The 12,156-nt window shown below is 44.4% G+C and carries 15 protein-coding genes; all 15 read right to left on the bottom strand.

Features of this window, described 5'->3' with window-relative positions; translation table 11 throughout:
- Positions 1-31 precede the first annotated feature (31 nt).
- Positions 32-493 (bottom strand): flagellar basal body-associated FliL family protein, encoded by a 462-nt coding sequence (locus tag AC4E8D_RS11650; protein WP_221824177.1) that lies wholly within the window; start codon positions 491-493, stop codon positions 32-34.
- Positions 493-714: a flagellar FlbD family protein gene (locus tag AC4E8D_RS11645; protein ID WP_076208897.1), complete on the bottom strand. Its 222-nt coding sequence runs from the start codon at positions 712-714 to the stop codon at positions 493-495. The genes AC4E8D_RS11650 and AC4E8D_RS11645 overlap by 1 nt, the downstream gene beginning before the upstream one ends.
- A 68-nt stretch (positions 715-782) precedes the next feature.
- Positions 783-1,598 (bottom strand): flagellar basal body rod protein FlgG, encoded by an 816-nt coding sequence (gene flgG / locus AC4E8D_RS11640; RefSeq protein ID WP_047842482.1) that lies wholly within the window; start codon positions 1,596-1,598, stop codon positions 783-785.
- Positions 1,599-1,679: 81 nt separating this feature from the next.
- The gene (locus tag AC4E8D_RS11635; protein WP_221824178.1) at positions 1,680-2,063 is read right to left on the bottom strand and encodes a TIGR02530 family flagellar biosynthesis protein; all 384 of its coding nucleotides are present in this window, start codon (positions 2,061-2,063) and stop codon (positions 1,680-1,682) included.
- Positions 2,060-2,617: a flagellar hook capping FlgD N-terminal domain-containing protein gene (locus tag AC4E8D_RS11630; RefSeq protein ID WP_221824179.1), complete on the bottom strand. Its 558-nt coding sequence runs from the start codon at positions 2,615-2,617 to the stop codon at positions 2,060-2,062. Before AC4E8D_RS11630 ends, AC4E8D_RS11635 begins: the two co-directional genes overlap by 4 nt.
- A 19-nt stretch (positions 2,618-2,636) precedes the next feature.
- Positions 2,637-4,025, bottom strand: coding sequence for a flagellar hook-length control protein FliK (locus AC4E8D_RS11625; protein WP_339184054.1), 1,389 nt, complete (start codon positions 4,023-4,025; stop codon positions 2,637-2,639).
- Between the two features lie 37 nt (positions 4,026-4,062).
- On the bottom strand, positions 4,063-5,004 hold the full coding sequence (locus tag AC4E8D_RS11620) for a MotE family protein (RefSeq protein ID WP_339184051.1): 942 nt from the start codon (positions 5,002-5,004) through the stop codon (positions 4,063-4,065).
- 43 nt (positions 5,005-5,047) lie between these two features.
- On the bottom strand, positions 5,048-5,500 hold the full coding sequence (fliJ, locus tag AC4E8D_RS11615; RefSeq protein WP_076208901.1) for a flagellar export protein FliJ: 453 nt from the start codon (positions 5,498-5,500) through the stop codon (positions 5,048-5,050).
- A gap of 11 nt (positions 5,501-5,511) precedes the next feature.
- Positions 5,512-6,831 carry a flagellar protein export ATPase FliI gene (gene fliI / locus AC4E8D_RS11610; protein ID WP_036609365.1) on the bottom strand — a complete coding sequence of 440 codons (1,320 nt, stop codon included), beginning with the start codon at positions 6,829-6,831 and terminating at the stop codon, positions 5,512-5,514.
- Complete coding sequence (locus AC4E8D_RS11605) at positions 6,818-7,681, bottom strand: FliH/SctL family protein (RefSeq protein ID WP_339184047.1); 864 nt, start codon at positions 7,679-7,681, stop codon at positions 6,818-6,820. The genes fliI and AC4E8D_RS11605 overlap by 14 nt, the downstream gene beginning before the upstream one ends.
- A complete protein-coding gene (fliG, locus tag AC4E8D_RS11600; protein ID WP_047842476.1) occupies positions 7,674-8,690 on the bottom strand; it encodes a flagellar motor switch protein FliG in 1,017 nt (338 codons plus the stop codon). The genes AC4E8D_RS11605 and fliG overlap by 8 nt, the downstream gene beginning before the upstream one ends.
- An 11-nt stretch (positions 8,691-8,701) precedes the next feature.
- The gene (gene fliF, locus AC4E8D_RS11595; RefSeq protein ID WP_036609370.1) at positions 8,702-10,285 is read right to left on the bottom strand and encodes a flagellar basal-body MS-ring/collar protein FliF; all 1,584 of its coding nucleotides are present in this window, start codon (positions 10,283-10,285) and stop codon (positions 8,702-8,704) included.
- Between the two features lie 137 nt (positions 10,286-10,422).
- Positions 10,423-10,734 (bottom strand): flagellar hook-basal body complex protein FliE, encoded by a 312-nt coding sequence (gene fliE, locus AC4E8D_RS11590; RefSeq protein ID WP_017689190.1) that lies wholly within the window; start codon positions 10,732-10,734, stop codon positions 10,423-10,425.
- Positions 10,735-10,791: 57 nt separating this feature from the next.
- Positions 10,792-11,241, bottom strand: a complete 450-nt coding sequence (flgC, locus tag AC4E8D_RS11585) for a flagellar basal body rod protein FlgC (RefSeq protein WP_017689191.1) — start codon at positions 11,239-11,241, stop codon at positions 10,792-10,794.
- 6 nt (positions 11,242-11,247) lie between these two features.
- A complete protein-coding gene (gene flgB / locus AC4E8D_RS11580) occupies positions 11,248-11,655 on the bottom strand; it encodes a flagellar basal body rod protein FlgB (protein ID WP_076208905.1) in 408 nt (135 codons plus the stop codon).
- Positions 11,656-12,156: the final 501 nt, after the last annotated feature.

Genomic DNA, 12,156 nt, shown 5'->3' with positions numbered 1-12,156 from the left:
CCCCTTACAGGTCTACAGCGTGTTCTGTTCATTACATTGGCGCCATTACAAAAGCTGAAAAACTGGTGCTGCTCAACTTACCTTCAGGTAAAGCTTCATTAATTAGTCCCGTCAATCTCTCATTAAATTGTATGCGGCCCTTCGCTGTAGCCAGCTCCTCAGACTTTGTATCCGCAAACGTCTGAATGATAATAGGCTTCACTGTAATTTCTTTGATTTTCTCGAAATCTTCTTTGGCTGTTTTGTCTGACAACTTGAATGAGAAGCTGACAACTACAACATGATCCGTATCAGCCAAATTGGTTTTAATTTCTCCAAGCTCAGAGGAAACCTCTACAATCTCATCCGCAGTCATCTTCTTGGCTTCTGAAGCCGCCGCCGTATGTGTGTCGTCCTTATTTCCGTTCTGTCCTTGCATAAATACAAACACAACCACCACAATGAGTGTTATCGCCAGCAACATTGTTGCAAGCCAGGGCATCATTTTTTTCATCAGGATTCCTCCGTTTGCTGCACTTTAATAGTGGCTGCCTGAACCCCGATTTCACGGTTGTAATCTTTAATCTTGGAAATAACGTCATCGGCTTTTTCAAGCACAATCAGTCTCTTTCCAGTTACCAGAGTAATATACGTATCCGGCGTCTCTTCCACAATTTCAACCATCAGCGCATTTAACCACATGGGAGAACCATTTAACCGCGTAACCGAAATCATGCTAAGCCCCCTTGATCAGAGTGGGAGGAGCAAGCTCCCCCACGTTTTAAAAATTCATTAATCAGCTATTAACGTTTCAGGTTAACAACTTCCTGAAGTATTTCATCCGACGTTGTAATGATCCGGGAGTTTGCCTGGAATCCACGTTGAGCTACAATCATCTCAGTAAACTCTCCTGTCAGATCCACGTTAGACATCTCGAGCTGTCCAGCAATGATTGCTCCTGTTCCGTCCTCAGCACTGTTCGCTGTTAATGGTTCCAGCGCCCCATCCGGATTCGCGTTTGCTGTCATACGGTACAAGTTGCCCCCAATTTTCTCAAGGCCTTCTGGATTGACAACTTTACCTATTCCAAGCTGTGGACCTGCTTCGATGGTTCCGTCTGCCATGGTTTGGTTAATTGTTCCATCCTGACCTATCGTGAAGGAAACCACATCATCCGGTATCGTAATATTTCCACCACCATTATCCAGAACAAACAATCCATCCGAAGTCAAAAGGTTACGTGCAGCATCCACATGGAAATCCCCTGCACGAGTCAGGTAAGGTATTTCCTGATCTTCACTCAAACGTACCAAGAAGAATCCATCTCCATTAATCCGAAGATCTGTTGGATTATTCGTTGTCATTGGGCTACCTGCCAGATGCAGCGTATCAATTGAACCTACCGTTACACCAAGACCGATTTGTTTCGCATTGACACCACCACTTGCATCGCCAGGGGCAGTTACCCCTGCCGTTGTTTGGCTCATAATATCTTTGAACATAACCCGACTGCCTTTGAAGCCAACCGTGTTTACGTTCGCAATATTGTTACCAATTACGTCGAGTTTTGTTTGGAAACCCCGCATCCCGGAAACGCCTGAGTACATTGATTTTATCATTTTAAAAAATCCTCCCAGTCTTCATTTGGTTACCGCATCAGTCGGTCAGCGGCATTCCGGCTCCCGAGAAGGGCCAGCCGGTTAAGAAATGATTACGGCACTATCAATCTGAGTGAACACATTATCCTTCATGCTCTCACTATCCATAGCTGTAACCACAGTACGATTTTTGACATTGACGATAAAAGCCATATCCTGCATTAAAATCAATGACTCTTTGGCTCCTTTAGCAGCAGCTTTGTCCAAAGCAGAACCAATCTGTTCCATTTGCTCGGTCTTGAGTTCAATACCACGCTGTTCCAATCGTTTGGCAGCATGATTGCTCAATTTCAGAAGATTATCTTCCAGCACCTTTGCAAAAGGTTTTTCGGGTATGACCGAAGCTTCTCCCGTTTTGGGTCTTTGAAGCATATTCGGTGTAATCGGGCCTGCGTATAATTGTCCAACCGTTATGCGATCACTCATATCGTTTTCCCGCTATCTTCCGTGTCACCCGTTTCAGTGGATGATTCAACTGGCTGGCTCTCGTTCGTTTCAGGGGTTACGTCCTGAACGTTCTGTACCGGAGTTTGACTCTCTTCTGCCTGTTTTGGATAATTCACCTGAATGATCTCATCCAGCTTAATCTCGTCTTTGCCCACTTTTGCGTATTGAACGCTATCTCTTACAATGATGGAATCTACAATACCCTGGCGAAGAGTTCCGTTATCATCTTTATTAGAAGAAAGCCAACTTACCTCCATGCCAATCATGCCGGATACAGCACCAAGTGACTGGTTCAATGTTTTGAGCTGGGTAGAAATATTGACCAGTTGTTCCACTGAGCTGAACTGTGCCATTTGAGCGATAAATTCCTTATCCTCCATCGGCTGCATCGGGTCTTGATTTTGCAGCTGGGTAATCAGGATTTTTAGAAACTGATCTTTACCCAATTCTTTTGTTGCAGCACTTGTAGTTGCTTTATTGGCTGCCGAATAGTTCGGCCAGGTATTATTCGTTGAAACAATTTCATTAGCCATTTGCTCACCTCATTTCTGTTTAAGCCTTAGCACTAAATGTATCTCTCTGTAATTCATTTCCTTCGACTTGCTCGCTACGCCAGTTACGCAATTCTTCTTGAATTCCTGCTGTAGCTATAGCATCATCCGATTGTTCCTCACGCTCACGCGAACGGCGTTGTTGCTGAGAGTTACTTCCCGGCTGACGGCCTCCGTCCTGATACATCTGTGATCCGATTGAACTGTTCTGAGTAACCTCAAGTCGTTCCACTTGAATTCCCTGGGCTTGAAGTGAAGAACGTAGCTGCGTCATTTGTTGTTCAAGCATGTCTTTAGCCATCGTGTGCTCAGTCATAAACCGTGCAACCAACTGCCCGTTCTGCAAGGTAATTTGAACATCCAACTTCCCTAGATGCTCAGGCCGAAGTGAGATGGTCGCCTCGGAAAATCCTTTTTGCTGGACAATATCCAGCTTGTTAACAACAAACTGTGTCATTTCCTTGGCAAACTGTGATGTTTGCATTACAGGTTCAGCCGGTTTTCCTGCTGTTGTACCTGATGAACGCAAGGACAGCTCTCCTGCAGTAATGATGGTTGAGTGTTCCACTTCTCCACCTGCATTTGAAGCAGATGTGGTAACAGCCTCATCTTTCACCTGGGTTCCAGAATTCGCCACTGCCGCAACAAGAACTTGTGGTACAACAGAATCCTGTTTGGATGATTGAAGCGAAGTATTTGGAGCGACTTGTGCAGACTGATCCTTAACTGCAGTCAATGTATCCAGTATGGATTTCAGTTCAGTCCATCCTTTGTTACTCGCGGTATCCACTCCAGCCTCTTGAAGCTGACTCTGCAGAGATTGTAACAAATGTTTGAATTCAGGAGCGTTCTTCGCAACGTTACTCTCAGGATCATTCATTCCAGCTACTAATTGTGTAAGCATATCTTGCAGAACAAAACGTACTGCTGCCGGATGCTGCGACAGTTCAATTGCGGGTACTGTATTTACGCTTTCCGCTCCGTTCGAAGACTCGTCAGAACCTTCTGTGTTAGTACCTGAAGGATTACTTAATTGTGTATACAGCTGTTGAATCAGAGTTTGCAAACCTGCAAGTAGGGATGGGTCATTTTCCAAAGCTTCGTCAAGTGAATCCAAGTCCGTGAACAACGAATTCAGTATAGCCGTGATTGATGCCGCTTCTCCTTCTTCACTTGTAGCAAAGGAAAACACCAACGGATTGGCAGTTAAGCTTCCAGTAGCGCTTGAACTATCACCTTCTGTGTTTCCTCCAGATAACGATTGTGCAAGAGTTTGGAGAAATTCACCGCTAGCACCTGCAGCTGAACCTTTAGATTGTGCTCCGGTTGTCTGACCTGCTCCTGTTGCTTTTGCAGATGCTGTGGATGCCATTTGATATACAATCGACATTTATTTTCACCTCCTCTCGGTTATACAGTAATCAGTTCTACTTGTTGCCCATTAATTTGTTCAAAATTTTTGCAGTTTCAACCGAGTCCTCTGAAGACATGTTCTCAAGCAATTGAGAGCGTGTTGCATCATCTACTGAATTCAGGATGGTCAATGTTTTGTCAGGACTTAGCTTGTATGTTTCCAATAATAGCTTGGCACCACTTGAAGCAGACATCGAAGCAAATGTTTGACTAAGCTGGTTTTTATCCAGGTTTTTGCTTGTGGTTGTGGATGCAGTTGAAGTTGCTGCGGTTTCTTTCTTCAATCTGGATTGCAGCGCATCCAGTGCCAGATCCCCGGACGGTTTGGCATCCTTCATCATCATGGTGACATCGGCTGCTGTTTTCGGGTCCATCTTTTCAAGCACCTTGGTCCGAGCAGATGACTGCATGGCATTCAACAACAATACCATTTCCTCATTCGTCATATTTTGCAAAATCGGTGCAGCTTTGCTTGGACTCATGTCCGCATACATTTTAGCCAAATCTTTGATTTGCTTTTGATAATCGGATTCCGTTTCCGGCGTTGCTGCCGTAGCTGTTTCAGCCACTTTTTCCGCATCATCCAACTTCTTCTGAAGGTCCGTTGCTTTCTTCGCTTCAGTTGTTGTCGCTTCCTGTGCTGCCTTAAGTTCTGTTTCTTTTGCCGTAACTTGGGACTTCAGCTTTTCGATTGTGGCTTCAGCACTTTCAACCTGCTGCTCACTTTTCTCCAGCTTATCTTTCTCAGGGTCCAGCACAGGATCAGGTACCCATTCCTTAACTACCGGGATCTTGTTGGCGAATTCAAACAAATTATTACGAATATCTACATTAAAAAGCGTAAGCAATACGCCCAGCAATACTACGGTGAATACAATCGGGATGGAAATCATGAGAAATTTTTCCCAGCCGCCTCCCGATTCTTTTTCCATGTCGCTATCGTCTTTAACAGCCATCGTTCATTCCTCCTTCACGAGACAACTTCGCGTCCGGCTCACATCAATTCGCGCGTCCGGCTTTGGCAGCGAAGCGTACAGTAGCCATCTCGTCCAGATCGTTCTGTTCCCGGAGGAGCATATCCTGCTGAAATTTGATCTTGGCCTTGTCTCTCGCTCCAAGCCATACTTTTTCATCAACCATCTTACCGTTCAGAAACGTCTGATTCCGCTGCACATTGACCTGAGCATGTTTAACATCATTGTTTTTACGTGAAATGCACTCGTCAAGATGATGTACATATCGCTGCATCTCCTGCAGACTGTTTACAGACGCTGTATTTTCCGTAGCAGATTGAATAATCCCGACCAGATTATTTCTATCGTTCAGAAGTTGTATCAGATGTTCTTCCTCCGTCTGAAGTTTACCGATCGCTGTGGATAACATCCACTCTGCCTGTGTTTTTTCATTACTCTTCAGGTCAACAACTTTCTGGAAATGATATCGAAATTTCATCGCTTAACCATTCATCTCCTTGCAAATTCAAGAATCAAACGTTCCTGCACTTCACTTAAGGTGACTTTCTCGTCGACTTTCTGCTTGGTAAAGTTCCATATACTATCAATCTGGTCTATGGATTCATCTATGGCTGCATTTGATCCCCGCTGGTAAGCTCCAATATTGATCAAATCTTCAGATTCTTTGTACACAGCCATCAAACGTTTCATATTATTAACGGCTTCCAGCTGCTCTTCCGGAGCAATATCTTTCATAACACGACTTATGCTGGCTAACACATCGATCGCTGGAAAATGACCTTTATTTGCAATGGATCGGTTTAACACAATGTGGCCATCCAATATACCCCTCACCGCATCGGCGATCGGTTCGTTCATGTCATCCCCATCAACCAGAACGGTGTAAAAGGCTGTAATCGAACCGGTAGGTCCTGTACCCGCCCGTTCAAGAAGTTTGGGCAAACTCGCAAAAACCGATGGCGTATATCCTCTCATTGCCGGAGGTTCACCTACGGCCAGACCAACTTCCCTTTGTGCCATCGCATATCGGGTTACCGAATCCATCATGAGCATCACGTTCATTCCACGATCTCGGAAATACTCTGCAATAGTGGTAGCAATAACTGCTCCCTTAATCCGAATCAGGGCAGGCTGATCTGATGTTGCAACAATGACTACGGAACGTTCCAATCCTTCTGGACCCAGATCCCGTTCAATAAAGTCACGTACCTCACGTCCACGCTCACCTACAAGCGCGATGACATTGACATCCGCCGCGGTATTACGAGCGATCATGCCCATCAATGTACTCTTACCAACACCAGAACCGGCAAAAATACCTACACGCTGTCCCTTACCTACGGTCAGCAATCCATCGATAGCCCTTACACCAACACCCATCGTTTCAAGTACACGTGGACGATCCATTGGATTGACCGGAGTATTGGAGGTAGAATACATCGGCATTCTGGATGGGAGGAGGGAACCGTCCAGCGGTTGTCCAAGTCCGTCCAATACTTTACCGAGCAATTCAGAGCCTACCTGAACACCGAGTGGTTTACCCGTACCTACTACATCGCAACCAGGGCCGATGGATTGAAGTTCACCCAGTGGCATCAGCAGCACTTTGTTATCTCGAAACCCAACAACTTCGGCTTGAAGAGGCTTGGCCGATTTACCAGGATAGATATAACATACGTCACCTATACTTGCATCTGGCCCTTCTGACTCCACCATAAGACCAATGACCTGAGTAACTTTGCCGTTAATACGAACAGGATCGAATTGGCGCAAATGTTCCATATATCGCTGTGAACTAAGAACCTTCATGTTGATTTTTTCGCTCCTCATCCTCAAGTGCTATGCGGACCAGTTCTTTTTTAATCTCAGCAAGCTGTGTATCAATTCTCGCATCTACACTTCCAAACGAAGAACGAATGACACATCCCTTATCTTTGACCGTTGAATCAGGCAAAATCTGCAATTCTGCCTGAGAGTCAATAGACAGAGACAATTCTTCACGAGCTGCCTGTACAAATGTAAACTGATCAGGTGCCACACAAAGTGTGATCAAACCCTGCTCCCGTTTACGTGACAAACTCTGACGAATCAGTTCCAATGTATGATCGGGTTCAATGGTAAGTTGCTTGTCAATGACTTTCTCAGCGATCCCGCAAGCAAGCTCCACGAGGAACGGTTCAGCTTCCTGAATGATCTGATCTTTAGCTACATAAGCTTCCTTGAGCACTTCCTGGGCTTCAATCATCATCTTTTCGATCTGCACCTGGAGATTCAGTTCAGCTTGTACTTTGCCTTCATCAAAACCCTGTTGAAAACCTTGTGAACGTAGCGCTTCTGTCAGATGTTCATCCTGTTGTCGTTGTTCCTGCCACCAGCTGTCGATCTGTTCACGGGCCTCTTGAAGCATGCGCTCTGCCTCTTCTGAAGCTTCACGTACTTGCTTTTCTGCAAACTCCTTGGCATCTTCCAGCATTTCTGCGGTAAGACGTTGTGTTTCTTCGTCCACGCGTGCTTGAAGCGTTTCTGCCTCAGAACCTTCAGCACTATCACCGTATAATTCCGTTTCAGACTCCTCAGCACCACCATAATGATGGTGATTTTCAAGTTTTTTGCGGTCATCAACCGGTACATACTGGAAAGATTTAATCAAATTAGACAATGATATCATCTCCTCCACCGCGTGCGATAATGATCTCACCGGCTTCTTCCAATCTCCGTATCGTTCCTACAATACGTGTCTGAGCTTCCTCAACATCACGCAATCGCACAGGCCCCATAAACTCCATCTCTTCTTTGAATGTTTCGGACATCCGCTTCGACATGTTCCGGAACACAGCATCCCGAACCTCTTCGCTTGCCACCTTGAGTGCGAGTTGCAAATCTGCGTTGTCGATATCCCGGATAATACGCTGGATCGAACGATCATCCACATTGACGATATCTTCGAATACAAACATACGTTTTTTGATTTCCTCTGCAAGCTCTGGATCCTGAATTTCAAGCGAGTCCAAAATGGTACGCTCTGTACCCCGATCGACTCCGTTCAGAATCTGAACGATCGATTCGATACCACCCGCATTGGTGTAATCCTGCGTTACGGTAGAAGATAACTTCTGTTCCAGAACCCGCTCCACTTGAGAGATAACTTCTGGCGAAGTACTATCCATAACAGCCACCCGGCGAGCGACATCTGCCTGTTTCTCTTGTGGCAAGGATGATAGAATCGCTGCTGCCTGTTCGAATTGCAGGTAAGACAGAACCAGGGCAATCGTTTGCGGGCTTTCATTCTGAATAAAGTTCAAAATTTGATTCGGATCTGCTTTGCGCGCAAAGTCAAATGGTCTAACTTGCAGCGTAGCTGTCAAACGATTAATGACTTCAAGTGCTTTTGATGAACCCAGAGCTTTCTCCAGGATTTCTCTCGCATAATTGATACCGCCCTGAGAGATATATTCCTGCGCCAGACAGATCTGGTGAAACTCGGCCATGATCATGTCCTTTTCGGAAGAATCAACCTTGCGAACGTTGGCAATCTCCAACGTAAGTTGCTCAATCTCCTCATCACGCAGATGTTTGAAGATCTGAGCCGATACTTCCGGACCTAATGTAATCAACAAAATTGCTGCTTTTTGTCTTCCAGTCAAACCTTGACTGCTTGCCTTCGCCAATGCGTTCACCTCTATTCGTCAGCCAGCCATGTACGCAGCAGATTGACGAATTCGTCTGGCTTTTTCTTGGCCAAACTCTCCAATTGTTTGCGCACCTGACTTTCGTTCGTTACACTGTCCAGCGTAATGGACGGGAACTCTGTTGCTATTGGAAGAGGAATCTCTTCTTCTTCCACTTCGTTTTGTTTGCGGCGACGGCGTACTAACAAAATAACTACCGCTGCGATCAATGCCGCTATGAGTGCGCCTCCACCCCACATCATCGTTGAGGAAAGCTGGAAACCTGTATTGTCTGCAGAGGCAGTTTGGAATCCTTGTGACATGACTGATACTTTCTTTGTCAGATCGGCGTCACTTATTACAGTGCCTGAGTCTGCCAGTGAAGCACGAACAATGTTAACCAAAATGTTCTCAATTGCGTCCTGAACCGGTCCCTGTAATTCTGTTTCTCCATTCGGTGGTTCAACTGCAACGTTAATGGTTAAGTCTTTTACAGTATATGGACTGGAAATGATATCCTTGGCGATTCGATTAACATCGTAGTTTATAGTGCTTGATGATTCTTCAGAGGTAGAATTACCGGTTGCATCAGATGATGGGTAACCCGGAACTTCCTCTTGTCCTGTGCCAGCAACACCACCTGTTGGGTTGCTTGCGCCAGTGTAGCTCTTTTGAATCTCCTGCACACTGATCTCGATGCCTTTCATATTATCTACATCAACAGGTGTGACCAGATTTTCCTTACGTGTTTCTTTGTCAAAATTAAGCTTGGAGGCTACCAAAACATTAACTTTGTCTTCCCCTACAATCTGGGAAAGGAATTGCTTTACGTTATTCCGGACATCGTTTTCAAATTTTTTCTGTAATGCCATGTTTTCTTGAACTTCGGAAGACAACCCGCCACTGCCACCTCGGGCAGTTGGAATCAATTCTGCTTCATCTGTGTTCGTAATCGTGATGTTCTCAACAGGCAGATTAGGAATTGCAGTCTTAACCAAGTTAAAGTAGCCATCTACCGCTGCCTGATTTGGGTGATAACCCGGTTTGAATTGGAGAGCTACCGATGCTGATGCTTTGTCTTGTTCTTCTAAACCAGCAAAAATGTTATCTTTCGGCATATTAACGAGTACTTTAGCATCCTGTATTCCTTGCATCCGCTGAAGTAACTGTTCAACTTCTCCGTTTATAGCGTTGTTGTACTTTACATCAAACTCTTTATCTGTCATCCCGATAGGTGATGATGACTCCTCAAATGACTTATACCCTAATGAACCATTCTGAATAATCCCTTGAGATCCAACATTGACCTTTGCGATTGCAACACTTGTACTCGGTACGGATATGGTCTTGCCATCTGAACTTAATTTGTATGGAATGCTAGATGAATCTAGATAACTAATCACGCCCGCTGAATCACTTGCATTCAAATCTGTAAAAGCAACTTCATATTCCGTCTTGGACAATTGCATCGTGAGCACAACTGCAGCCAAAATCAGAAACAGGAAGGTGGATATAAATAATACTTTTTGCTTTTTGCTAAAACTATTCCAATACTGGGATGCCTTATCCCTGTACTGGGCGATTCTCTCATTCACTCTGTCACCCCATCCGAAACTTTGCTTAGTCTGTCCTTACTCAACCCCAGCCGTTTCATGGGTTGACGATCAGGAGCAGCATCGCAGCTGCTTTGTTGTAATGATCAGCGCTACTATCGAAGCGCAAGTAGGTTGTTTTATAACTGCGTTCGCATAACTTCCTGGTATGCTTCAACCACTTTGTTTCGGACTTGAGTTGTGAGTTGTAGGCTTAACAAGGCCTGTTCTGAAGCAATCATCACTTGATCCACATTCGCTTTGCCGACCAAAAATTGATTCGACATTTCATGCGATTGAGCCTCCTGTGCTGCAACGGACCCTAATGCATTCTGTAAGTATGTACCGAAGCTCTGAATGGTTTCGGCTGGTGTAGAAGGCTTACTTTCGGTTGCACTCTTCATCTGTAGCGGTTGTATCCCCTGTGTGCTAAACATGTTGTTCTGAATCATTAATGTCCCTCCCCTTCATCCTGGTTTGTATTTTTCTTATTTTCATTTCAAAGCAACTTATCTTCCAATCTCCAAAGCTTTGGAGATCATTGCTTTGGTTGAATTCAGTGCTGTTACGTTTGCTTCATAGGAACGGGAAGCAGAGATCATGTCGACCATTTCTTTCGCAATATCCACATTAGGCATAAATACATATCCTTCTGCATTGGCATCCGGATGAGAAGGGTCATACACAGGCTTCAAAGGTGACTGATCCTCGCGAATCTCCGTTACTCTCACGCCATCTCCTGAACCGCTACCTCTCATCTGATTTTGCAGCATCGTACCAAATGACGTTTTATTCGGCTCAAGCACAACCATTTTACGTTTGTAAGGGACCGCTTCACCATTGGATACGCTCGCGCGCGTCGTCTCTGCGTTGGCAATGTTGGAAGATATAACGTCCATCCGCAACCGTTGGGCTGTCAGAGCTGAGCTACTGATACTAAAACTATTACTAATGTTCAATTTAGGTTATCTCCCTTCCACGCCAACACGCATGATTTTAATTTGTTCGTTCACTTGTTGAATATAAGCGTTATAACGCAACTGATTCTCCGCCAGAAGACTCATTTCTCTGTCTATGTCGACATTGTTTTCGTTGTTATTCATGGAGGTTGACTGGTCCATATTAACTACTGGCGTTGGTACGGAAGAGGAAGGACCTATGACAAAATGCCTTGCATCAGTTACTTTACCCTTAAGAACAGGCATATCTCCATTCATTTGCCCTTGTAACATTTCTTCAAAAGAAACGTTCGAGCGCTTGAAATACGGGGTATCGGCGTTCGCGATGTTGTCAGCAATTGTTCGCTGTCTGATATTGGACGCATCGAGTGCACCTTGCAATCTTTTAAAACTGATATCGTTTAAAAGATTCACAATCCCCCTCCTCTCTTTAGAAGTTATGGAAAAAGATTGAATCTTCTTCCTTGAAAATCCTAATGTTTTTTCGACAAAAACATTCGTCTTTACACGGTTTTCTAGGACTTAAGTAGAATTAACTCTGATGTTGTCGTATAACATAAGTTTCTTCGAGTTTGGGATATATTACAATAAGAAAAAAGCCCTATCTTTTCTGAAAGACAGGGCTTTTTGTGTATTTTCTGCAAATTATGAATTTTTTCGTAAATGTTCAGGCCCAAAACAAAAGTATGTTAATACTCTCCCTGATTGTTCTTAAACATTCTTAAAATAAAAAAAACCTTTCTCGTCTCGGCAGCACTGTATAAAGCCTGTAATTATGTATATTTTCGAAATATTCATCGTTGATAATGTTAGAATTTTTTGCCGTTAGATTAAGGGTTTAGCGACTACATGATAGGTATGCATATGAAGCTGTGTATTAATCAATTGACAAGTTATCTTTCACGAATTAAGATT

It is taken from the genome of Paenibacillus sp. SRL342 (genome assembly GCF_984798905.1).
Note: the sequence above shows the minus strand (reverse complement) of the source record. Positions and strands in the feature narration are given on the sequence as shown.

Coding starts and splice junctions, on each gene's coding strand:
- AC4E8D_RS11650 (WP_221824177.1), bottom strand. CDS start 493: ATGAAAAAAATGATGCCCTGGCTTGCAACAATGTTGCTGGCGATAACA.
- AC4E8D_RS11645 (WP_076208897.1), bottom strand. CDS start 714: ATGATTTCGGTTACGCGGTTAAATGGTTCTCCCATGTGGTTAAATGCG.
- flgG (WP_047842482.1), bottom strand. CDS start 1,598: ATGATAAAATCAATGTACTCAGGCGTTTCCGGGATGCGGGGTTTCCAA.
- AC4E8D_RS11635 (WP_221824178.1), bottom strand. CDS start 2,063: ATGAGTGATCGCATAACGGTTGGACAATTATACGCAGGCCCGATTACA.
- AC4E8D_RS11630 (WP_221824179.1), bottom strand. CDS start 2,617: ATGGCTAATGAAATTGTTTCAACGAATAATACCTGGCCGAACTATTCG.
- AC4E8D_RS11625 (WP_339184054.1), bottom strand. CDS start 4,025: ATGTCGATTGTATATCAAATGGCATCCACAGCATCTGCAAAAGCAACA.
- AC4E8D_RS11620 (WP_339184051.1), bottom strand. CDS start 5,004: ATGGCTGTTAAAGACGATAGCGACATGGAAAAAGAATCGGGAGGCGGC.
- fliJ (WP_076208901.1), bottom strand. CDS start 5,500: ATGAAATTTCGATATCATTTCCAGAAAGTTGTTGACCTGAAGAGTAAT.
- fliI (WP_036609365.1), bottom strand. CDS start 6,831: ATGAAGGTTCTTAGTTCACAGCGATATATGGAACATTTGCGCCAATTC.
- fliE (WP_017689190.1), bottom strand. CDS start 10,734: ATGATTCAGAACAACATGTTTAGCACACAGGGGATACAACCGCTACAG.